The sequence below is a fragment of the Pseudomonas umsongensis genome, assembly GCF_012647205.1.
Taxonomy (GTDB): Bacteria; Pseudomonadota; Gammaproteobacteria; order Pseudomonadales; family Pseudomonadaceae; genus Aquipseudomonas; species Aquipseudomonas umsongensis.
In genome coordinates this window covers 974,661-996,623 of sequence record NZ_CP051487.1, presented here as the reverse complement: position 1 = coordinate 996,623, position 21,963 = coordinate 974,661, and the positions used below count along the sequence as shown (strand labels likewise).

General features: G+C 59.4%; 18 protein-coding genes. 12 read left to right on the top strand and 6 right to left on the bottom strand.

Annotated features, from left to right (window positions below; translation table 11 throughout):
• Positions 1–379: 379 nt before the first annotated feature.
• On the top strand, positions 380–739 hold the full coding sequence (locus tag HGP31_RS04335) for a hypothetical protein (protein ID WP_042955293.1): 360 nt from the start codon (positions 380–382) through the stop codon (positions 737–739).
• A 15-nt stretch (positions 740–754) separates the two neighbouring features.
• Here the strand turns inward: HGP31_RS04335 and HGP31_RS04330 are convergent, their stop codons facing one another.
• From HGP31_RS04330 to HGP31_RS04315, 4 genes are all read right to left on the bottom strand, one after another.
• Complete coding sequence (locus HGP31_RS04330; RefSeq protein WP_042955306.1) at positions 755–1,504, bottom strand: FadR/GntR family transcriptional regulator; 750 nt, start codon at positions 1,502–1,504, stop codon at positions 755–757.
• A gap of 87 nt (positions 1,505–1,591) precedes the next feature.
• Positions 1,592–3,319 carry an ABC transporter ATP-binding protein/permease gene (locus HGP31_RS04325; protein WP_033040125.1) on the bottom strand — a complete coding sequence of 576 codons (1,728 nt, stop codon included), beginning with the start codon at positions 3,317–3,319 and terminating at the stop codon, positions 1,592–1,594.
• A 97-nt stretch (positions 3,320–3,416) separates the two neighbouring features.
• Complete coding sequence (locus HGP31_RS04320; RefSeq protein ID WP_008057484.1) at positions 3,417–3,977, bottom strand: response regulator transcription factor; 561 nt, start codon at positions 3,975–3,977, stop codon at positions 3,417–3,419.
• A complete protein-coding gene (locus HGP31_RS04315) occupies positions 3,970–5,232 on the bottom strand; it encodes an ATP-binding protein (RefSeq protein WP_020796613.1) in 1,263 nt (420 codons plus the stop codon). Before HGP31_RS04315 ends, HGP31_RS04320 begins: the two co-directional genes overlap by 8 nt.
• Positions 5,233–5,532: 300 nt before the next feature.
• Here HGP31_RS04315 and HGP31_RS04310 point away from each other — a divergent pair, with 300 nt between their 5' ends.
• The 9 genes from HGP31_RS04310 (at position 5,533) to HGP31_RS04270 (ending at position 17,607) form a co-directional block, all read left to right on the top strand.
• Positions 5,533–6,249, top strand: coding sequence for an SIMPL domain-containing protein (locus HGP31_RS04310; protein WP_020796612.1), 717 nt, complete (start codon positions 5,533–5,535; stop codon positions 6,247–6,249).
• A gap of 564 nt (positions 6,250–6,813) precedes the next feature.
• Positions 6,814–8,439, top strand: coding sequence for an ABC transporter substrate-binding protein (locus HGP31_RS04305; RefSeq protein WP_033040118.1), 1,626 nt, complete (start codon positions 6,814–6,816; stop codon positions 8,437–8,439).
• 305 nt (positions 8,440–8,744) lie between these two features.
• Positions 8,745–10,346, top strand: coding sequence for an ABC transporter substrate-binding protein (locus HGP31_RS04300; RefSeq protein WP_020796610.1), 1,602 nt, complete (start codon positions 8,745–8,747; stop codon positions 10,344–10,346).
• A 174-nt stretch (positions 10,347–10,520) separates the two neighbouring features.
• Positions 10,521–11,954, top strand: a complete 1,434-nt coding sequence (locus HGP31_RS04295; protein ID WP_020796609.1) for an OprD family porin — start codon at positions 10,521–10,523, stop codon at positions 11,952–11,954.
• Positions 11,955–12,031: 77 nt separating this feature from the next.
• Positions 12,032–13,627 carry an ABC transporter substrate-binding protein gene (locus HGP31_RS04290; protein WP_020796608.1) on the top strand — a complete coding sequence of 532 codons (1,596 nt, stop codon included), beginning with the start codon at positions 12,032–12,034 and terminating at the stop codon, positions 13,625–13,627.
• A gap of 72 nt (positions 13,628–13,699) precedes the next feature.
• Positions 13,700–14,710, top strand: a complete 1,011-nt coding sequence (locus tag HGP31_RS04285; RefSeq protein WP_020796606.1) for an ABC transporter permease subunit — start codon at positions 13,700–13,702, stop codon at positions 14,708–14,710.
• Positions 14,711–14,721: 11 nt separating this feature from the next.
• A complete protein-coding gene (locus HGP31_RS04280; protein WP_020796605.1) occupies positions 14,722–15,648 on the top strand; it encodes an ABC transporter permease subunit in 927 nt (308 codons plus the stop codon).
• 10 nt (positions 15,649–15,658) lie between these two features.
• The gene (locus HGP31_RS04275; protein ID WP_020796604.1) at positions 15,659–16,627 is read left to right on the top strand and encodes an ABC transporter ATP-binding protein; all 969 of its coding nucleotides are present in this window, start codon (positions 15,659–15,661) and stop codon (positions 16,625–16,627) included.
• The gene (locus tag HGP31_RS04270) at positions 16,627–17,607 is read left to right on the top strand and encodes a peptide ABC transporter ATP-binding protein (RefSeq protein ID WP_168757233.1); all 981 of its coding nucleotides are present in this window, start codon (positions 16,627–16,629) and stop codon (positions 17,605–17,607) included. The genes HGP31_RS04275 and HGP31_RS04270 overlap by 1 nt, the downstream gene beginning before the upstream one ends.
• 174 nt (positions 17,608–17,781) lie before the next feature.
• On the opposite strand, the gene HGP31_RS04265 is transcribed toward HGP31_RS04270, so the two are convergent.
• Positions 17,782–18,036, bottom strand: coding sequence for a hypothetical protein (locus tag HGP31_RS04265; RefSeq protein WP_033040114.1), 255 nt, complete (start codon positions 18,034–18,036; stop codon positions 17,782–17,784).
• A 271-nt stretch (positions 18,037–18,307) separates the two neighbouring features.
• On the bottom strand, positions 18,308–19,891 hold the full coding sequence (locus HGP31_RS04260; RefSeq protein ID WP_033040112.1) for a peptide chain release factor 3: 1,584 nt from the start codon (positions 19,889–19,891) through the stop codon (positions 18,308–18,310).
• 439 nt (positions 19,892–20,330) lie between these two features.
• On the opposite strand from HGP31_RS04260, the gene HGP31_RS04255 reads away from it, so the two are divergent.
• Both HGP31_RS04255 and HGP31_RS04250 read left to right on the top strand, forming a co-directional pair.
• A complete protein-coding gene (locus HGP31_RS04255; protein ID WP_033040109.1) occupies positions 20,331–21,047 on the top strand; it encodes an ABC transporter permease in 717 nt (238 codons plus the stop codon).
• 20 nt (positions 21,048–21,067) lie between these two features.
• Positions 21,068–21,961 (top strand): glycine betaine ABC transporter substrate-binding protein, encoded by an 894-nt coding sequence (locus HGP31_RS04250; RefSeq protein ID WP_020796559.1) that lies wholly within the window; start codon positions 21,068–21,070, stop codon positions 21,959–21,961.
• Positions 21,962–21,963: the final 2 nt, after the last annotated feature.

The following is a 21,963-nucleotide window of genomic DNA, read 5'->3' as shown; positions in this document are numbered from 1 at the left end:
TGTGAAAAACCGTTCAGCCTGCGCTGAAGTTGTAGGTCATCGTACAACTTAAAATACAATCGTCAACTGCATTTCATCGCCAGTGCAAATCCTGTGGGCAAGGGAACCACTGTACGCCACTGAAAACACCTTGAATCACGGGGCTTTCAAGCGCTTTAAGAAAAAATGGATGTGGATTATTTATAAGCCGCTCGTGTGGCACGAGGTCATACGTTGTCGTAATCCCTCTCTCGACAACTGAAAGAATCGAGGAAGCTGTGGTACGGACGCCATTCGTCGTGACTGATATTTCTAACAGTTACGGTCGAAGCGGCCATGGGAGATAAAACGCTCCACGGCCATCAACCTGTGGCCAGACTCGACCAGAAAGAGGCTCGCCATGACGCATCCAGTCCCCGGTCTTAAAGATCTCGCCACCAATGTCGTACTGCTGTCGAAGCTGAAAGGCGCACTGGCAATCAGCATCCCGAATTCGGCTGATATACAACTGGAGCACAATGTCCGTGCCATTTTGGGGGATGATGCCGAGGAACCGGACTGGACCGGTCCCTACGCCCAGTTCGCACGATGGAATGAGGAGTCCGGAGAGGTGGAAAGAGCGCAGGATTTTAGTACGGACGTATCCAAGGATGCGTTAGGGAAATGGGTGAACAAGTTCGTACAGCTACGCTACCAAAGCTGCAACGAGTCAGGTGATGTGACCAGCTCCTACCCTCTCGAGCTACGCATAGAGCCGTAACTCAAGCCGCCGGTTTCAACCGCGCTGCGCCTCAGCCTCTTCATGGGCATGACGCAACCGCTCGCGGCTGTTGGTCAGGTGCAAGCGCATGGCCGCACGCGCCGCATCGGAGTCCTGGCGGGCGATCGCGTCGTAGATCTCTTCGTGCTCGCGGCTCAGGCGATTCATGTAGTGCTGCTGGTCGTCATGGGCCAGTCGCGCGGAGTTGAGGCGAGTGCGCGGGATAATGCTGGTGCCCAGGTGAGTCATGATGTCGGTGAAGTAGCGGTTGCCGGTCGCCAGGGCAATCTGCAGGTGGAACTGGAAGTCCGAGGCCACGGCATCGCTGGCGTGGGAAACACTTTCATTGAGGGCATCCAGCGCCGCGCGCATCAGCGCCAACTGCTCGGGGCTGCGACGTTGCGCGGCCAGGCCGGCGGACTCCACTTCGAGGCTGATGCGCAGTTCCAGGATGGCCAGCACATCACGCAGGGTGACGACGGTCGCCGGGTCGATGCGAAAACCACTCGGGCTCGGGGTATCAAGCACGAAGGTGCCGATGCCGTGACGGGTTTCCACCTGACCGGCCGCCTGCAAACGGGAAATCGCCTCGCGCACCACCGTGCGGCTGACGCCATGGGCATCCATGATCGCCGACTCTGTGGGCAACTTGTCGCCACGCTTGAGGTGACCATCGCGGATCTGCTCGGACAGCACCGTCACCAGTTCCTGAGCGAGGCTGCGGCGCTTGCGAGGGAGGCGTGGTGAGGCGTTCGGGTTTTCCATGGTGAACATCTGTCTCGACAAATTCGGCTGCTGAAACCGCATCATAGCGCAACGCGGTTGTACGATCACCTACAGGGGGCGCGGTGCTTATGCGGTCACGGTCTGATCCACCAGATGGCCGTTCTCGATACGAACATGCCGTGGGTGGAACCGCTTGAGGCTGCTGCGATGCCCGACGCTGACGATACTAAGCCCTGGCAACTCATCGATCAGAGCCTGATACAGCGACGCTTCGTCTTCTTCATCCATCGCTGAAGTCGCTTCGTCCATGTACAGCCATTGCGGGGCGTAAAGCAGCGCACGGGCAAAGGCCAGGCGTTGCTGTTCACCCGGCGACAACATGCGCTGCCAGTGATTGGCTTCGTCGAGGCGCGCCACCAGGTGCGGCAGGCGGCAGGTTTCCAGGACGTGCACGTAGCGCTCATTCGGATAGGTATCGCCGGCCTGTGGATAACTCAGCGCCTCACGCAGTGTGCCGATCGGCAAGTAAGGTTTTTGCGGCAGGAACAGATAGCGCGCCGCTGGCAGGCGAATACTGCCGTGCCCCGCAGGCCACAGGTGCCCCATCGCCCGCAGCAAGGTCGACTTGCCGCTGCCTGAACGACCGCTGAGCATTACGCGCTCACCCTCTTGCACGGTCATGTCGCCATTGGTCAACAGGTGGCGACCGTCAGCCAGGTCGAGGCCGAGGTTGTGCACCTTCAAGGCTGATCCCGAGTTCTGCACGTCGATGGCCGGGGCGCGTTGCTCGTTGTCCGTCATCGCCTGACGGAAGCTGAGCAGACGATCGCAGGTGGCGCGCCATGAGGCGAGGCTCTGGTAGGCGGTAATAAACCAGCTGAAGCTGTCCTGGACATTGCCGAACGCCGAACTGATCTGCATCAGCTCGCCCAGTTCGATCTTGCCCGACAAGTAACGCGGCGCGGCAACCATGAAGGGAAAGATGATGGCCGCCTGCTCGTAACCGGACGTGAAGAAGGTCAGGCGCTTGGACACCTTCATGATGTCCCAGAAATTGTGCCAGACCATCGAGAAGCGATGGGTCAAGCGGCGGTTCTCGTTGGGCTCGCCGTTGTACAACGCGATGCTTTCAGCGTTCTCGCGAACCCGTACCATGGAAAAACGCAGGTCGGCTTCGAAGCGTTGCTGGCGGTTATTCAGGCCGATCAACCGGCGACCGATCAAATGCGTCAGCCAGCTACCTACCACCGCGTAGACCAGTACGCACCAGAACATATAGCCGGGAATGGTCACACCGAACACTTCGATGCTCCCCGAAACACCCCAGAGGATGATCGAGAACGACACCAGGCTGACGATATTGCGCAGCAGCCCAACGCCCAGGCTCAAGGTGTCGGAGGTAAAATTGTTGAGGTCTTCGGAAATGCGCTGGTCCGGGTTATCGGTGTAACCGCCCTGCTCCAGTTGGTAATAGTTCTTGTTGCTCAGCCAACGAGCGAAATGTTTTTCGGTGAGCCACGCCCGCCAGCGAATCGTCAGCATCTGTGTCAGGTAGAGCCGGTACACCGCACCGATAATCGCCACCGCGGCAATCGCGCAGAAATACAGGATCAGCCGCCAGAATGCCGCCTCGTCCTTTTGCTGCAAGGCATTGTAGAAATCCTTGTACCAGGTGTTGAACCACACCGAGATCCCCACCCCCATCAACGACAGCGCAATCACTGCGATCAGCAACGTCCAGGCCTTGACCTTTTCTTCACTGCGCCAGTAAGGCGTGATCATCGCCCAGACTTTTCGGAAAAACTGCCCGCGCACAACATCATTGACCGCGGAGTACTCAGCGTTCTGATTCATGGATAAGGCTCGATAAGAAAAAGTACATGCACGAACCGATCATAGATGATCGGTTCGGTTTGTCGCGAGGAGCGGCCCGCATTCGTTCAGCGCTGGTTCAGCGACGAACCGGGCGCTTCTGCAGTTTGCGCTGCAGCGTGCGGCGGTGCATGCCCAGGGCGCGGGCGGTGGCGGAGATGTTGCCTTCGTGCTCGGTCAACACGCGTTGGATGTGTTCCCACTGCAGGCGGTCCACGGACATCGGGTTTTCCGGCACCAGGCTGTCGAGGTCGGCGTGTTCGGACAACAGCGCGGCCAGCACGTCGTCGGCGTCGGCCGGTTTGCACAGGTAGTTGCAGGCGCCACGCTTGATCGCCTCCACGGCGGTGGCGATGCTCGAATAACCGGTGAGGATCACCACGCGCATTTCCGGGTCCATTTCCAGCAGCTTGGGCAGCAATACCAAACCGGAATCGCCATCCATTTTCAGGTCCAGGGCGGCATAGTCCGGCAGGTCGGCCTGGGCGATGGTCAGCCCCTCTTCAGCGGAACCGGCAGTGCTGACGCGGAAGCCACGGCGGGCCATGGCGCGGGCCATCACCCGGGTAAAGGTCGCGTCGTCGTCGACCAGCAGCAAATGCGGCAGTTCTTCGCCTTCGACTTGGATTTCGTCACTCATGTTGGTCTCCTCGGGCGCCGTGGGGCAGGCGCAGCTCGGTGAGCGTGCCGCCTTCCTCATGACTGTAGAGTTTCACTGAGCCGCCGGCGCGTGTCACGCTGGCCTTGCTCAAAAACAGGCCCAGGCCGAAACCTTTGCCCTTGGTGGTAAAAAATGGCTTGCCGATCTGCTCGGCGATGGCCAGCGGCACACCGGCACCGTGGTCGCGGATGCTGATGGTCAAATCCTCTGCATTCCAGTCCAGGGTAACTTGCAGCCCCTCGGGACAGGCATCCGCCGCGTTGTTGAGCAAATTGAGCAACGCCTGGGTCAGGTCCGGCGGCGGCGCCATGCGCGGCACCGTGCCCTGGCCAAGGCGCTGGAAGCGATAACTGGCTTCCGGGCGCATCAGGTGCCAGCGATTGAGCGCTTCGTCGAGCCAGTCGGTGACGTCCTGCATCTCCACCGCCAGCCGGCGATTGGCTTCCGCCGCTCGAACAAGCTGCTGCAAGGTCTCTTTGCACAACTTGACCTGGTCCTGCAGCACCTTCAGGTCATCCTGCAGCATCGGGTCAGGATGGTCCTGTTGCATCTCCTTGAGCAACACGCTCATGGTTGCCAGCGGTGTACCCAGCTCATGGGCAGCGCCCGCCGCCTGGGTGGCGACTGCCAGCAGTTGCTGGTCGCGCAGGCCTTCTTCCCGGCGGATGGCCCGCAACTCTTCCTGGCGACGCAGCTCTTCGGCCATGCGCGCGGCGAAGAACGTGATGACTGCCGCCGCCAGGGCGAAGCTCAACCACATCCCGTACACCTGCAGGTTTTCCCGGGCGATCGGGAAGGTTTGCAGCGGATAGAAGCGTGCGAGCAGCAAGGTATACAGGGTCAAGGCGATGCCCGACAGAATCACCGAGTAACGCCATGGCAAGGTCACTGCCGCGATGGTCAGCGGCACCAGGTAATAAGAGACGAAGGGGTTGGTCGACCCCCCCGAGAAATACAGTAATGCGCTGTGGATAAACAGATCGCAGGCCAGTTGCACCGCGTATTCGAGCTCGGTGACCGGCCAAGTGGTGCGCAGCCGAATGGCCGTGAAAGCACACAGCAGCATCGAACAGCCGAGCGTCGCGGCCAGTTGGAACCAGGGCAGTGGCAGCAGTTCGAGCCAGTAGGCCAGGCCTACGGAACCGGCTTGAGCGGCCAGGACCAAGGTGCGGATAAACGTCAACCGCCAGAGATTCTGGCGCGTGGCGGAAGTAATTTGGACGGGGGCGAGCATGAGCTCTCCTGATGAGCGCTCCAGGCGGATCGACGGGAGTATAACCAAGCGCGGGGGCTGACAGGCGAAAGTGCGGCAAACGGCCACATGCAGGAGCGAGCACGCTCGCGATGATCGTCAACGATAACGCTGGGAATCTGGCACCCCGCGGTGCTCTCGGGTTCATCGCGAGCATGTTCGCTCCTACAGGGGGTGATGTACACCTGTATAGAAGTTGTAACTGTGCGAACCAGATCATCAACGCTAGAGTCTGATGGGTTCACGCAGGGACACAACCTGCGCACCCACTTAGGAGCCTTCATGCACACATTCCGCCGTAGCGCCGCCCTCCTCGCCCTGAGTGCCGGCACTCTCGCCGCCCTTCCGGCCCTGGCCGCCGACGAGCTTCATTACAACCAGATTTCCCTGCGCGCCGAAGTCAGCCAGGAAGTGGCTCGCGACCTGATGATCGTGACCCTCTACACCGAAGAGCAGAATACCGACCCGGCCAAACTTGCCGCGGACGTCAGCACCACCATGAACAAGGCCCTGGCTCAGGCCAAGCAGGTCAAGGACATCACCCTGCGTCAGGGCAGCCGCAACAGCTACCCGATCTACGACACCAAGGGTCAGAAGATCACTGGCTGGCGCGAACGCGCTGAACTGCGCCTGGAAAGCTCGGACTTCGCCGCACTGTCGAAGCTGACCGGCGAACTCCTCACCGACCTGAAAATGGGCGGCATGGACTTCGCCATCGCCACGCCAACCCGCAAAGCCAGCGAAGACGCCCTGCTCAAGGACGCCGTTAGCGCCTTCAAGGCCCGTGCCCAATTGGCCACCGACGCCCTGGGTGGCAAGGGCTACAAAATCGTCAACCTGAACCTCAACAGCAACGGTTATCCACAACCGTATATGCGCGGGCCGATGATGATGAAAGCCGCCAGCATGGATGCCGCTCCAGTGACGCCGGAAGTGGAAGCCGGCACCAGCCAGGTCAGCATGACGGCCGATGGCTCGATTGAAGTGCTGATGCCTTGATTCGATGACATGAATTACAAAAACGGCGATCACTCAACTGATCGCCGTTTTTTTTGCGCCCCCTGCAGGAACTGACGCAGTCTCGGGCGCGTTCGGGCGATCTTTTGATCTTGTTCTATGCTCTCAAGGACATTTCAGTGGCGACCGAAAGATCGCAGCCTGCGGCATCTCCTACAGAGATGTCGTACAAGCCGAAATGAAAAGTTGCACCTTGTACAACTCGCACCTTGCGATCAGTACCCGTGCAACGATAACCACTTCGATTAACCGCCACACACCCCTCAAGGACGGGGTATAAATAGGTAACACCTTGCCCCACCCACGGGCACCCCAAGGCTTCAACGCACCAAAAAAGTGCGCCAGTTGCACTACAAAAAGGCCGCGCAAACGATCAAATGCGTCGAGTTTTATACAATTGCGACATTAAGGTACGTTCGTGCCACTGTTTAAGGCTTGTAGTCGCTCTGGATCTTGCATTGGGTATGGCCCCTGCATAAGTATCCGCAGGCACGACTCACGAGGTCGTCCTCAAAATCAAAAATGACAACAAATCATGAGGCCACCATGCTTAAACACGCGGTCATTCCGTTTTTAGTCGGCGCCAGCCTTTTGGCTAGTGCGCCGTTCGCTCAAGCTGCGACTAACCTGGTGTTCTGCTCCGAAGGGAGCCCGGCCGGTTTCGATCCAGGTCAATACACCACCGGAACCGACTTCGACGCCTCTGCCGAAACCATGTTCAACCGCCTGACCCAGTTCGAGCGCGGCGGCACCGCCGTAATTCCTGGCCTGGCGACCAGCTGGGACGTCTCCGATGACGGCCTGACGTACACCTTCCACCTGCGTGACGGTGTCAAGTTCCACACCACCCCGTATTTCAAGCCGACCCGCGAATTCAACGCCGACGACGTGCTGTTCACCTTTAATCGCATGATTAGCAAGGATGACCCGTTCCGCAAAGCGTACCCCACCGAATTCCCGTACTTCACCGACATGGGGATGGACACCAACATCACCAAGATCGATAAAGTCGACGACAAGACAGTCAAGTTCACCCTCAAGGACGTCGATGCCGCGTTCATCCAGAACATGGCCATGAGCTTCGCCTCGATCCAGTCCGCCGAATACGCCGCCCAGCTACTGAAAGATGGCAAGGCCGCCGACATCAACCAGAAGCCGGTCGGCACTGGTCCGTTCGTGTTCAAGAGCTACCAGAAAGATTCCAACATCCGCTACACCGGGAACAAGGACTACTGGAAGCCGGACGACGTCAAGATCGACAACCTGATCTTCGCCATCACCACCGACCCGTCGGTACGTATCCAGAAACTGAAGAAAAACGAATGCCAGGTCACCCTGTTCCCTCGTCCAGCCGACCTGAAAGCGCTGCGCGAAGACAAGACCCTGAAGCTGCCTGACCAGGCTGGTTTCAACCTGGGCTACATCGCCTACAACGTGATGGACAAGGTCAAGGGCAGCAATGAGCCAAACCCGTTGGCCCAATTGAAAGTGCGCCAGGCACTGGACATGGCAGTCAACAAGCAACAGATCATCGACTCGGTGTACCAGGGCGCTGGCCAACTGGCCGTCAACGCCATGCCTCCGACCCAGTGGTCCTACGACACCACCATCAAGGATGCGCCGTACAATCCTGAGAAAGCCAAAGAGCTGCTCAAGGAAGCCGGCGTCAAGGACGGCACCGAAATCGTTCTCTGGGCCATGCCGGTACAGCGTCCGTATAACCCGAACGCCAAGCTGATGGCAGAAATGCTGCAGTCCGACTGGGCGAAGATCGGCCTCAAGGTCAAGATCCAGAGCTACGAATGGGGCGAGTACATCAAGCGCTCCAAAGGCGGCGAGAACCAGGCGATGCTGATTGGCTGGAGCGGTGACAATGGTGATCCGGACAACTGGCTGAACGTGCTGTTCGGTTGCGACTCGCTGGAAGGCAACAACTTCTCGAAATGGTGCTACAAGCCGTTTGACGACATCGTCAAGCAAGCCAAGCGCACTTCGGATCAAGGCAAGCGCACCGAACTGTACAAGCAGGCGCAACACATCCTTAAAGACCAGACGCCGATGACACCTATCGCTCACTCGACGGTGTTCCAACCCATGCGCGCCAATGTGCAGGACTTCAAGATCAGCCCGTTTGGCTTGAACTCCTTCTACGGCGTCAGCGTCAGCAAATAAGGTTTGGTAACGGCGACGTCCATGACGTCGCCGTTACTTTGCCGACCGAGAAAGCAGGAAATTACCTACATCCAAATCGCCCACTGACTACAGGCGGGTGCTAGGACGCGTCGTCTTTTCCCACAAGTCTTTCGGACTTTTCGTATTTACTGCCGGACCCACGGTGCCTACCGTCGGGATCTGACCAGCGAATGCGTGGGCCCTCGGTTTTCTTGCTGCACGCCATGACTGGAACCAGTGACCCTCCCCGTCTGCGCACGGGACGAAGGCTCATTGACACAACACTGAACAAGAGAGAGAGCGTCATGCGTCATACCTTGGTTTTATCCGCATTGCTGGGCACTGGCCTGTTGGCCGCCACGTCCATGAGTCAGGCTGCCTCCAACAGCCTGGTGTTCTGTTCCGAAGGCAGTCCCGCCGGTTTCGACACTGCGCAGTACACCACCGCGACCGACAACGACGCCGCCGAACCGCTGTACAACCGCCTGGCAGAGTTTGAAAAAGGCTCAACCAACGTCGTACCCGGCCTGGCCACCAGTTGGGATATTTCCGAAGACGGTCTCACGTACACCTTTCACCTGCGCCCAGAGGTGAAGTTTCATACAACCAAGTACTTCACACCGACCCGCGACTTCAACGCCGATGACGTGCTGTTCACGTTCAATCGCATGCTCGACCCGCAGCAACCTTTCCGTAAGGCTTACCCGACCGAATTCCCCTATTTCAACGGGATGAGCCTGAACAAAAACATCGCCAAGGTCGAAAAGACCGGGCCGCTGACCGTGGTCATGACGCTCAACAGCGTGGACGCCGCGTTCATCCAGAACATCGCCATGAGCTTCGCCGCGATCCTCTCCGCCGAGTACGCCGACAAGCTGCTCGCCGAAGGCAAGCCGAGCGACATCAACCAGAAGCCGATCGGCACCGGGCCGTTCGTGTTCAAGAGTTACCAGAAAGACTCGAACATCCGCTACACCGGTAACAAGCATTACTGGGACCCGAGCCGGGTCAAGCTCGATAACCTGATTTTCGCCATCAACACCGACGCTTCGGTGCGCGTGCAGAAACTCAAGGCCAATGAGTGCCAGATTACCCTGCACCCACGCCCTGCCGACGTCACCGCGCTGAAAAACGACCCCAAGCTGCAATTGATCGAAAAGCCCGGTTTCAACCTCGGCTACATCGCCTACAACGTCCGTCACAAGCCATTCGACCAGCTCGAAGTGCGCCAGGCGCTGGACATGGCGGTGAACAAGCAAGGCATTCTCAATGCCGTTTACCAAGGTGCAGGGCAACTGGCGGTCAACGCCATGCCGCCGACCCAATGGTCCTACGATGAGACGATCAAGGACGCTGCCTATAACCCGGAAAAAGCCAAGGAACTGCTCAAAGCTGCCGGCGTGAAGGAAGGTACCGAAATCACCCTGTGGGCCATGCCCGTACAGCGCCCCTACAACCCCAACGCCAAGCTGATGGCCGAAATGCTCCAGGCTGACTGGGCGAAGATCGGCCTCAAGGTCAAGATTGTCAGCTACGAATGGGGCGAGTACATCAAGCGCACCAAGAATGGCGAGCACGACATCAGCCTGATCGGCTGGACCGGTGACAACGGTGACCCGGACAATTGGCTCGGCACGCTGTACAGCTGCGATGCCATCGGCGGCAACAACTACTCCATGTGGTGTGATCCGGCTTACGACAAGCTGATCAAGCAGGCCAAGGTCGTGACTGACCGCGACCAACGCACCCTGCTCTACAAACAGGCGCAGCAGTACCTCAAGCAGCAGGTACCGATCACGCCGGTCGCCCACTCGACGGTCAATCAGCCGTTGAGCGCCAAAATCGAAGGGTTCAAGGTCAGCCCTTTCGGTCGCAACGTTTTCTCGGGTGTCAGCATCGAAAAATAAAACCGTGTAGCTGAAAACGCTTGGGGGCGCATTGCGCCCTCCCGCAAGCGTATTGCCGTAATTCGCCAATTTGGCACCAGGCAAACGTTTGCAACGCGTCAATGAGTTCAAAAGCAAATAGCCGAACCACCAAAAAAGGCCGGCATTAATAATAGAAACCAAGGAGCTTCACCCATGAAACTGAGCAGCACCGCGCTACTGGCCCTGGCCATCAGCAGCATTACCGCCACGGCATACGCTGAAACCCAGAGCCAGGCGTACACCCCGGTGACCGTGAATGAGAAAAGTGCCCAGAGCGAAGCCACCGGCTTTCTCGAAGGCCAGTCGATCACCGGCACCACTCGCAACTGGTACGCCAACGAACAACTGAAGCGGGGCGCCAATTTCGCTTACAAGAAAAATGGTGTTTCAACGCCAACTGACCGCCGTATCAACTGGGTCCAGGGCACGATCCTCAAGTACAACTCGGGCTTCACCGAAGGCACCGTTGGCGTCAGCACTGAAGTGGCGGCCTACAACGCCATCGCCCTGGACCAGGACCGCAAGGACCTGGCGTCCAACAACGGCGGCGCACCGGGCACTCGCCCAGGCGCAGGCAACAACCGTACCCTGACCGAAGAAGGCGGCGACGCCGTTGGCCAGTGGAGCAAGTTGGGCCTGGCGAACGTCAAGGCACGTATTTCCAACACCACCCTGACCGCCGGTCGTCAGAACTTCAGCAGCCCGATGGTCGACGTCATCGGCAACCGTGCGCTGCCTTCGAGCTTCCAGGGTGTGGCGATCCACAGCGAAGAGCTGAACAACCTGGCGTTCGACCTGGCCACCTTCGATCGCAATTCACCGCGTACCGAACAAAGCCAGCGCAAATTCCGCACCGAATACGCCAATGGCATCGTTGAAACCGACCACGTCTACACCGGCGGTATCACCTACACCCCGTTCGCCAGCCTGACCACCAGCCTCTGGGCCACCCAGGCCGAAGACATCTGGAACCAGTACTATTTCGGCGCCACCCACGTACTGGGCGACAGCCAGGTACTGAGCCTGACCACCGGCCTGAACTACTACAAGACCCAGGAAGAAGGTAAGGCGCTGATCGGCGACATCGACAACGACACCTATTCCCTGTCGTTCGGCCTGACCCACCAGGCTCACAGCCTGACCTTCTCGTACCAGGAAGTGAACGGTAACGAGTACTTCGACTACCTGCACGAAACGAACGGCATCTACCTGGCCAACTCCCTGCTGTCGGACTTCAACGGCCCGAACGAGAAGTCGTTCCAGGTTGCCTACGGCTTGAACATGGCCGAATACGGCGTACCAGGCCTGAAGTTCAACATCTACCAGGCGCGCGGCTGGGGCATCGACGGCACCCACTACACCGGCAACAAAGGTGTGGCCGACAAAGGCTACGACGGCATCCAGTCGCAAGACGGCGAACACCATTACGAATACGGCATCGGTGCCACCTACGCTGTACAGAGCGGCCCGTTCAAGGCCACCACTATTCGTGGTACCTACACCGCGCACCGCGCCAGTGAAAACCAGGCTGATGGCAGCATCAACGAGTTCCGTCTGGTGACCACGGTTCCGTTCAACATTCTGTAAATACGCCAACCCGACGGCCGGCTCGTGACCAGTCGGCCGCCAGGTTTTCCAAACCAACCGATTGCAGAGGGTTCTTGATGAAAATGCTTCCCCTACGAGCGGCCATCGCGGCCGCGTTACTGAGTGTCGCTGTTGGCGTATCGGCCAAACCCCTGGTGGTTTGTACCGAAAACAGCCCCGAAGGCTTCGACATGGTCCAGTACACGACTGCAGTCACAGCCGATGCGGTGGCCGAGACCATCTTCAATCGCCTGGCGGACTTCAAGCCTGGCACCACTGATGTGATTCCGGCACTGGCCGAATCCTGGGACATCAGCGAAGACGGCCTGACCTACACCTTCCACCTGCGCCAAGGCGTCAAGTTTCACACCACCGAATACTTCAAGCCCACCCGCGACATGAATGCCGACGACGTGGTCTGGAGCTTCCAGCGTCAGCTGGACCCGAACCACCCGTGGCACAAACTGTCGAGCGTAGGCTTCCCGTACTTTGAAAGCATGGGCTTCAAGGAACTGCTGAAAAACGTCGAGAAGGTCGACGACAACACGGTCAAATTCACCCTGACCCGCCGCGAAGCACCGTTCCTGGCCGACATCGCCATGGCGTTCTCCTCGATCTACTCCGCCGAGTATGCCGACCAACTGCTCAAGGCCGGCAAGACCGGTGAACTGAACAACAAGCCGATCGGCACCGGCCCGTTCGTCTTCCAGCGCTACAACAAGGACGCCCAGGTTCGCTTCAAGGCCAACCCGGACTACTTCCGTGGCAAGGCGCCGGCCGACTCGTTGATCTTCGCCATCGCCACCGACAACAACGTGCGCCTGCAAAAGCTCAAGGCCAACGAATGCCAGGTTGCGCTGTATCCAAAGCCGGATGACATTCCGAGCATCAAGAAAGACGCCAAGCTGAAGGTTGACGAACTGAATGCGATGACCGTCGCGTACATCGCCATCAACACCCAGCACAAATACCTGAGTGACGTGCGCGTACGTAAAGCCATCGACATCGCCTTCGACAAGGAAGCGGCCGTCAACGCGCTGTTCGGCAAAGGCAATGCGACCGCGGCAGTCAACCCGTTTCCGGACACCCTGCTGGGCTACAACCACGACATGAAGAACCCTGTCCGTGACCTGGACAAGGCCCGCGCCCTGCTCAAGGAAGCCGGCGTACCGGAAGGCACCACCTTCACCCTGTTCACCCGCAACGGCGGTGGTGCGACCAACCCCAACCCCATGCTCGGCGCGCAGATGATGCAAGCTGACCTGGCCAAGATCGGGATCAAGATCGACATCCGCGTCATGGAGTGGGGCGAAATGCTCAAGCGCGCGAAAAACGGCGAGCACGATATGGTTTCCGCCGGATGGGCGGGCGATAACGGCGACCCGGATAACTTCCTGACGCCTATGCTCAGTTGCGAGGCGGCGAAGAACGGCGAAAACTACGCACGCTGGTGCAATGAAAAATTCCAGGCCCTGATCGACCAGGCCCGTGAAAAAACCGACCCGGCCGAACGTGCAGCACTGTACGAACAGGCTCAGGTTATCTTTAACCAGGACCAGCCATGGATCAGCCTGGCGCACACTAGAATGTTTACCGCAATGCGCAACAACGTAGAGGGCTACCACATTAGCCCCCTCACCACGAATAACTTCGCCACCACCCAGGTGAAGTAGATAAGAAACTCCCGGCATTCCTGACCCAGGCATGCCGGGCACGCCTAACCGGCTGATGAGGTACACCTTACGATGTTTAGTTTTATTGCCCGCCGACTGGGGTTACTGATCCCCACGTTCTTCGGCATCACCCTGCTGACTTTCGCGTTGATTCGCATGATCCCTGGCGACCCTGTGGAAGTCATGATGGGCGAACGCAGAGTCGACCCGGAAATGCACGCTCAGGCAATGGAACGCCTAGGTCTGAACAAACCCCTGTATGCCCAGTACCTGGATTACATCGGCAAACTGGCCCACGGCGATCTCGGGGAATCCCTGCGTACCCGTGAAAGCGTCTGGAACGAGTTCACCTCCCTATTCCCCGCGACCCTGGAACTGTCCATGGCCGCCCTGTTGTTCGCCGGTATCCTGGGCCTGCTGGCCGGGGTGATCGCGGCACTCAAGCGAGGGTCCCTGTTCGACCATGGGGTGATGGGTGTCTCCCTGGCGGGATACTCGATGCCGATCTTCTGGTGGGGCCTGATCCTGATCATGTTCTTCTCGGTCTCCCTGGGCTGGACCCCGGTGTCCGGGCGGATCGACCTGCTCTATGACATCGAGCCGCGAACCGGCTTCATGCTGATCGACACGCTGCTGGCCGATGACGTCGGCGCGTTCTTCGATGCCCTGCACCACCTGATCCTGCCGGCCATCGTGCTCGGCACCATCCCGCTGGCTGTCATCGCGCGGATGACCCGTTCGTCGATGCTCGAAGTGCTGCGTGAAGACTACATCCGTACCGCCAAGGCCAAGGGCCTGTCGCCGTCGCGCGTGGTGTTCGTGCACGGCCTGCGTAACGCGCTGATCCCGGTGCTGACCGTGGTCGGCCTGCAAGTCGGCACCCTGCTGGCCGGTGCGGTCCTGACCGAAACCATCTTCTCCTGGCCGGGCATCGGCAAGTGGCTGATCGAAGCCATTGGCGCCCGGGACTACCCGGTCGTGCAAAACGGCATCCTGTTAATCGCCTGCCTGGTGATTCTGGTCAACTTCGTAGTGGACATCCTCTACGGCTTTGCCAACCCACGCATCCGTCATCAGCGCTGAGGTCAAACCCCATGAGCACTCCAACATCCTCAGTAGCCACCACCACGTCCGCCGTGGATCAAAGCCTGCTGTATCCGTCGCCGTACAAAGAATTCTGGCAAGCGTTTTCCAAGAACAAAGGTGCCGTCGCCGGCCTGATGTTCATGCTGCTGGTGATTTTCTGCGCCATCTTCGCCCCGTGGGTTGCACCCCATGACCCGAGCGAGCAGTACCGCGACTTCCTGCTCACCCCGCCAGCCTGGCTGGAAGGTGGGCAGATCCAGTTCTTGCTGGGTACCGATGAACTGGGCCGCGACCTGCTGTCGCGCCTGATCCAGGGTTCGCGCCTGTCGCTGCTGATCGGTTTGTCGTCAGTGGTGATGTCGCTGATCCCGGGGATCCTGCTGGGCCTGTTTGCCGGCTTTTTCCCCAAAGCGGTCGGCCCGACCATCATGCGCCTGATGGACATCATGCTGGCCCTGCCGTCCCTGCTGCTGGCCGTGGCGATCGTCGCCATCCTCGGCCCTGGCCTGATCAACACCGTGATCGCCATCGCCGTGGTGTCCCTGCCGTCCTATGTTCGCCTGACCCGCGCCGCGGTCATGGGCGAGTTGAACCGCGACTACGTGACCGCCGCGCGCCTGGCCGGTGCCGGCCTGCCGCGCCTGATGTTCGTCACCGTGCTGCCCAACTGCATGGCGCCGCTGATCGTTCAGGCGACCTTGAGTTTTTCGTCTGCGATTCTCGATGCCGCCGCCCTGGGCTTCCTCGGCCTTGGCGTACAACCGCCAACCCCTGAGTGGGGCACCATGCTGGCCTCGGCCCGCGACTACATCGAACGCGCCTGGTGGGTCGTCAGCCTGCCTGGCTTGACCATTTTGCTCAGCGTGCTGGCAATCAACTTGATGGGTGACGGCCTGCGCGATGCGCTGGACCCGAAACTCAAGAACGCCGCCTGAGGAGATTCCAATGTCACTGCTAGAAATCAAGAATCTCAACGTTCGCTTCGGCGACAAGAACGCTACGCCCGTGGTCGATGGCCTCGACTTGAAAGTCGACAAGGGCGAAGTGCTGGCCATTGTTGGCGAGTCGGGTTCGGGCAAGTCCGTGACCATGATGGCGCTGATGGGCCTGATCGAGCATCCAGGTATCGTCACCGCTGACTCGCTGAGCTTTGACGGCAAAGACATGCTCAAGCTCAACAATCGCCAGCGTCGGCAGATCGTCGGTAAAGACCTGTCCATGGTCTTCCAGGACCCGATGACCGCGCTGAACCCGAGCTACACCGTCGGTTTCCAGATCGAAGAAGTGCTGCGCCTGCACCTGAAAATGTCCGGCAAGCAAGCGCGCAAACGCGCCATCGAACTGCTGGAAAAAGTCGAAATCCCGGGCGCCGCCAGCCGTATGGACGCCTACCCGCATCAACTGTCGGGTGGCATGAGCCAGCGCGTTGCGATCGCCATGGCGATTGCCGGCGAACCGAAACTGCTGATCGCCGACGAACCGACCACCGCACTGGACGTGACAATCCAGGCGCAGATCATGGACCTGCTGCTGGCGTTGCAGAAAGAGCAGAACATGGGCCTGGTGCTGATCACCCACGACCTCGCGGTCGTGGCTGAAACCGCCCAGCGCGTGTGCGTGATGTACGCCGGCCAAGCGGTCGAAGTCGGCCAGGTGCCGCAACTGTTCGACATCCCGGCCCACCCGTACAGCGAAGCGCTGCTCAAGGCGATCCCAGAACACAGTCTGGGCGCCTCGCGCCTGTCGACCCTGCCGGGCATCGTCCCGGGTCGCTACGACCGTCCGCAAGGCTGCCTGCTCTCGCCGCGCTGCCCGTACGTGCAGGACAACTGCCGCGTGCAGCGTCCAGCCCTTGACCCGAAAAGCAACAGCCTCGCCCGCTGCTTCTACCCGCTGAACCAGGAGGTGGCGTAATGGCCGTCGTTCTTACCGCCCGCGACCTGACCCGTCACTACGAAGTGTCCCGTGGCCTGTTCAAGGGTCACGCCACCGTACGCGCCCTCAACGGTGTGTCGTTCGAGCTGGAAGCCGGCAAGACCCTCGCCGTCGTGGGTGAGTCGGGCTGCGGCAAATCCACCCTGGCCCGGGCCCTGACCCTGATCGAGGAACCGTCCTCCGGGTCCCTGAAAATCGCCGGCCAGGAAGTCGCCGGCGCCGACAAGGCCCAGCGCAAGCAACTGCGCAAAGACGTGCAGATGGTGTTCCAGAGCCCCTACGCGTCGCTGAACCCTCGGCAGAAAATCGGTGATCAACTGGCCGAGCCTTTGCTGATCAACACCAACCTGTCGGCCACCGAACGTCGCGAGAAAGTCCAGGCGATGATGAAACAGGTGGGCTTGCGCCCTGAGCATTACCAGCGTTATCCGCACATGTTCTCCGGCGGTCAGCGCCAGCGGATCGCCCTGGCTCGCGCCATGATGCTGCAACCGAAAGTGCTGGTGGCGGACGAACCGACCTCGGCGCTGGACGTGTCGATCCAGGCGCAGGTGCTGAACCTGTTCATGGATTTGCAGCAAGAGTTCAACACTGCCTACGTGTTCATCTCCCACAACCTGGCGGTGGTGCAACACGTCGCCGATGACGTGATGGTGATGTACCTCGGTCGCCCGGTAGAAATCGGTCCGAAAAACGACATCTACGCGCGTCCCCTGCACCCGTACACCCAGGCGTTGCTGTCGGCCACCCCAACCATTCACCCGGACCCCAGCAAGCCTAAGATCAAGATCGTCGGCGAGTTGCCCAACCCGTTGAACCCGCCGCCCGGCTGCGCCTTCCACAAGCGCTGCCCGTATGCGACTGAGCGTTGCAAAACCGAAGAGCCAGCCCTGCGCCCTCTCGATAATCGTCAGGTGGCTTGCCACTACGCCGAGCAGTTCGTGCACGGCGCGGCATAAAAATGTGGGAGCGGGCTTGCTCGCGAAAGCGGTCTATCAGTCGACAAAGATAGCGACTGACACGCTGCCTTCGCGAGCAAGCCCGCTCCCACAGGGATTTTGCTCGTTCATCCAACCCCTTCTATTTCGATTGCGCATTAATCGGGAGAGACGGGGTTTTCTTTTGTCTGCGATTTACGTCTGGCTGTCACCTTCTTCATCATCGGAGTCCGGCTCATCGGTGGTCGAGTCATCATCGTTGTCGGCACCACCCTGCCCCTTATCGCCCGGTTCCGATTCGGACTTGGCGATCATCAGATCACCATGGGTTCCCTGCCCGCTCGACGCCTGGGTTTCGTGATCCTCGCATTCGGCCCAGACCGCAGAGCTGCCGAGTGCCAGCATCAGCAAAACCTTCAACAGCAACACAATGCGTAGCAACCTGTTCATAGTCGAATCCATCCTTTTGCAGGTGAAATTTCTGTGCCTGGCTGGCGCTCTGTGAAATCTAGTTCCGATCACCCGGGTTCTCCAGATAGGACGCTAACGGCTGGGCGGAAATGCCGTGGACAGGGAGAATGGTTGGCAATAAGCGTTATGCCGAAAAGATCAAACGATCGCAGCCTTCGGCAGCTCTCACGCAGAGCGTGGGAACGATCGGGCCCCCAACAAAAAACCCCGCAGCTTTCGCAACGGGGTTTTCGGTGTTTCAAGTCAACGCTTAGTGGTGCTCACGCGTCGCACGGAATTTCACGTCCGGCCAGCGTTCTTCCATCAGTGCCAGGTTGACCCGGGTCGGCGCGAGGTAGGTCAGGTGACCACCGCCGTCCAGTGCCAGGTTTTCCACGGCCTTGTTGGAGAATTCCTCAAGCTTCTTCTTGTCGCTGCATTCGATCCAGCGCGCGGAGTACACGGTGATCGGCTCATAGGAGCACTCGACCTTGTATTCCTCCTTCAAGCGGCTGGCGACCACGTCGAACTGCAGCACACCGACGGCGCCGAGGATGATGTCGTTGCTGCGCTCCGGGAAGAAAACCTGGGTCGCACCTTCTTCGGCCAATTGTTGCAGGCCCTGGCGCAGTTGCTTGGATTTCAGCGGGTCCTTGAGGCGTACGCGGCGGAACAGTTCCGGGGCGAAGTGCGGGATGCCGGTAAAGCCCAGGACTTCGCCTTCGGTGAAGGTATCGCCGATCTGGATAGTGCCGTGGTTGTGCAAACCGATGATGTCGCCGGCAAACGCTTCTTCCAGTTGCTCACGCTCGGAGGAGAAGAACGTCAGCGCATCGCCGATCCGCACGTCCTTGCCGGTGCGCACGTGGCGCATCTTCATGCCTTTTTCGTACTTGCCGGAGCAGATACGCATGAAGGCGATACGGTCGCGGTGTTTCGGGTCCATGTTCGCCTGGATCTTGAAGATGAAGCCCGAGAACTTCTCTTCCACCGGCTCCACGGTACGCTCGTTGGCCACTCGTGCCAGCGGGCGCGGCGCCCAATCAACGACGGCGTCGAGAACGTGATCGACACCGAAGTTACCCAATGCTGTACCGAAGAACACCGGGGTCAGTTGACCGTCGAGGAATTCCTGCTGGTTGAACTCGTGGCAGGCGCCCTGCACCAGTTCCAGTTGCTCGATGAAGCGCTCGTACTCGTCACCCAGGTGGGCGCGGGCTTCATCTGAATCGAGCTTCTCGATGATCTTGGTTTCGGTGCGTTCGTGACCGTGACCGGCGGTGTAGACAATGATGTAGTCGTCGGCGAGATGGTACACGCCCTTGAAGTCACGGTAGCAGCCGATCGGCCAGGTGATCGGCGCCGCCTTGATCTTGAGGACCGCTTCGATTTCGTCGAGCAGTTCAATCGGGTCGCGAATGTCACGGTCGAGTTTGTTGATGAAGCTGACGATCGGCGTGTCACGCAGACGGCAGACGTCCATCAGGGCGATGGTCCGTGGCTCAACGCCCTTGCCGCCGTCGAGGACCATCAAGGCCGAGTCCACTGCCGTCAGGGTGCGGTAGGTGTCTTCGGAGAAGTCTTCGTGGCCCGGGGTGTCGAGCAGGTTGATCATGTGCTCGCGATACGGGAACTGCATGACCGACGTGGTAATGGAAATACCACGTTGCTTTTCCATTTCCATCCAGTCGGAGGTGGCATGGCGGTCGGACTTACGAGATTTCACCGTACCGGCTACCGCAATCGCCTTGCCCATCAGCAAGAGCTTCTCGGTGATGGTGGTCTTACCGGCATCGGGGTGGGAAATAATGGCGAAAGTGCGGCGTTTCGCGACTTCGGCGGCCTGTTTGGTCATGGGAAATCGCCTGGCAGGTGATTCAAAAAAGGGCGCAGATTATAGCCCAACTTGATTCAATAACCGAACCGTTGAGCACATTAGGGGTGGCCAAATGATTCTTCAGATGGGAACCTTTTAATACACGGAGACGTCCACTCCCCCGTAACGACCACTCGTCGGGGGCCTGAAATACCTGCAAAGCGGCCTGACGAGGCTGTGCTCATGGCTCAATAGCCGTACGCCTCCCCCTGTAGGAGCGAGCAAGCTCGCGATGGACGTTAACGACAACGCTGGGTACTTGAATGTGCGCGTTGTCTGAAGGTTTTTCGCGAGCATGCTCGCTCCTACAGGGGACCGCGCCCGGCATGAGCTGCTTCTCGCGATCATTTTTTCGGCAGCCAGGAATGGCGTTGCCACACGAGAAAGTGTTCGCCGACTGAAAAAAAGGAGTCCGCCTGTGGCTATTCGCTATGGCAAAGGGCTGATAGGAGGCGCGCTGGTAATCGCCCTTCTGGCCCTGCTGGTCCACTGGATCGGCATCAACACGATCGAACACTACCGCGACGATTTGTTGTTTTACCTGCAAGCTCATCTGATTCTCGTCCTCGCTTCCATGCTGGCCGCCCTCATTGTGGGCATTCCTGCCGGCATCTTCCTCAGCCGCCCGACCATGGTTGGACGCGCCGAACGCTTCATGCAGGTCTTCAACATCGGCAACACCGTGCCACCTCTCGCCGTACTGGCCATTGCCCTGGGCGTCCTTGGCATCGGCAGCGGCCCCGCGATCTTCGCCCTGTTCCTCGCTTCATTGTTGCCGATCGTGCGCAACACCTACGAAGGCCTGAAAAACGTCCAGGGTTCGCTCAAGGAAGCGGCCGTCGGCATCGGCATGACCCCGTCTCAGGTGCTGTGGCGGGTCGAACTGCCCAATGCCGTGCCGATCATCATCGGCGGCGTGCGCGTCGCCTTGGCGATCAACGTCGGGACGGCGCCGCTGGCGTTCCTGATCGGTGCCAACAGCCTGGGCAGCCTGATCTTCCCAGGCATCGCCCTGAACAACCAGCCGCAACTGCTGCTGGGTGCGGCCTGCACCGCCCTGCTGGCGTTGCTGCTCGACGGCCTGGTGACACTCGCCAGCCGTCTCTGGCTCGAACGCGGTTTGCGCCCGTCTTAAGCCCCGGCAAAGGAATCATCATGAAAACATCAAGCTTTTTACTAGGCTGCATGCTGCTGTTCGCAGGATTTGCCCAAGCCGCGGATAAACCCGTTATCCGCATCGGCGCCCGGGTATTCACCGAGCAAACCCTGCTCGCGGAAATCACCTCTCAATACCTGCGCGCCAAGGGTTATGACACCCGGGTGACCGGTGGATTGGGCAGTAACCTGGCCCGCAGCGCCCAGGAAAGTGGCCAACTGGATCTGATGTGGGAATACACCGGCGTGTCGCTGGTGGCCTACAACCATGTCACCGAAAAACTCGACAGCGCACAGTCCTACACCAAGGTGAAAGAACTCGACGCGAAAAAAGGCCTGATTTGGCTCACTCCGTCGAAGTTCAGCAACACATACGCATTGGCGCTGCCGGAAAAAACCGCAAAGGCCTACCCGCAGATCAACTCCATCAGCGAACTGAACACCGTGATGCAGGCTGAGGCGAAAACCAATCACCTTGTCGCGCTGGACACTGAGTTCGCCAACCGTTCCGACGGTCTGGACGGCATGGTCGACCTCTACGGCATGAACCTGACCCGCAAAAACATCCGCCAGATGGATGCCGGGCTGGTCTACACCGCCCTGCGCAATGGCCAGGTGTTCGCAGGCCTGGTCTACACCACCGACGGTCGCCTGAACGCCTTCAAGCTCAAGTTGCTTGAAGACGACAAGCATTACTTCCCGGACTACACCGCTGCGCCGGTGGTGCGTCAGGATTACCTCGATGCCCATCCGCAACTGGCGCAAGAGATCAAGCCGCTGGCCGAACTGTTCGATGACGAAACCATGCGCCAGCTCAACGCGCGGGTCGATGTCGATCACGAAAGCCCTTCGTCCGTTGCCGCAGATTTCCTGCGCCAGCATCCAATCAAATAAGG

What these genes read in the sequence shown, in the direction of transcription:
- HGP31_RS04275 (WP_020796604.1), top strand. Translation starts at nt 15,659, where the DNA reads ATGTCACTGCTAGAAATCAAGAATCTCAACGTTCGCTTCGGCGACAAG.
- HGP31_RS04260 (WP_033040112.1), bottom strand. Translation starts at nt 19,891, where the DNA reads ATGACCAAACAGGCCGCCGAAGTCGCGAAACGCCGCACTTTCGCCATT.
- HGP31_RS04250 (WP_020796559.1), top strand. Translation starts at nt 21,068, where the DNA reads ATGAAAACATCAAGCTTTTTACTAGGCTGCATGCTGCTGTTCGCAGGA.
- HGP31_RS04305 (WP_033040118.1), top strand. Translation starts at nt 6,814, where the DNA reads ATGCTTAAACACGCGGTCATTCCGTTTTTAGTCGGCGCCAGCCTTTTG.
- HGP31_RS04280 (WP_020796605.1), top strand. Translation starts at nt 14,722, where the DNA reads ATGAGCACTCCAACATCCTCAGTAGCCACCACCACGTCCGCCGTGGAT.
- HGP31_RS04290 (WP_020796608.1), top strand. Translation starts at nt 12,032, where the DNA reads ATGAAAATGCTTCCCCTACGAGCGGCCATCGCGGCCGCGTTACTGAGT.
- HGP31_RS04295 (WP_020796609.1), top strand. Translation starts at nt 10,521, where the DNA reads ATGAAACTGAGCAGCACCGCGCTACTGGCCCTGGCCATCAGCAGCATT.
- HGP31_RS04300 (WP_020796610.1), top strand. Translation starts at nt 8,745, where the DNA reads ATGCGTCATACCTTGGTTTTATCCGCATTGCTGGGCACTGGCCTGTTG.
- HGP31_RS04315 (WP_020796613.1), bottom strand. Translation starts at nt 5,232, where the DNA reads ATGCTCGCCCCCGTCCAAATTACTTCCGCCACGCGCCAGAATCTCTGG.
- HGP31_RS04285 (WP_020796606.1), top strand. Translation starts at nt 13,700, where the DNA reads ATGTTTAGTTTTATTGCCCGCCGACTGGGGTTACTGATCCCCACGTTC.
- HGP31_RS04265 (WP_033040114.1), bottom strand. Translation starts at nt 18,036, where the DNA reads ATGAACAGGTTGCTACGCATTGTGTTGCTGTTGAAGGTTTTGCTGATG.
- HGP31_RS04330 (WP_042955306.1), bottom strand. Translation starts at nt 1,504, where the DNA reads ATGGAAAACCCGAACGCCTCACCACGCCTCCCTCGCAAGCGCCGCAGC.
- HGP31_RS04320 (WP_008057484.1), bottom strand. Translation starts at nt 3,977, where the DNA reads ATGAGTGACGAAATCCAAGTCGAAGGCGAAGAACTGCCGCATTTGCTG.
- HGP31_RS04335 (WP_042955293.1), top strand. Translation starts at nt 380, where the DNA reads ATGACGCATCCAGTCCCCGGTCTTAAAGATCTCGCCACCAATGTCGTA.
- HGP31_RS04325 (WP_033040125.1), bottom strand. Translation starts at nt 3,319, where the DNA reads ATGAATCAGAACGCTGAGTACTCCGCGGTCAATGATGTTGTGCGCGGG.
- HGP31_RS04270 (WP_168757233.1), top strand. Translation starts at nt 16,627, where the DNA reads ATGGCCGTCGTTCTTACCGCCCGCGACCTGACCCGTCACTACGAAGTG.
- HGP31_RS04310 (WP_020796612.1), top strand. Translation starts at nt 5,533, where the DNA reads ATGCACACATTCCGCCGTAGCGCCGCCCTCCTCGCCCTGAGTGCCGGC.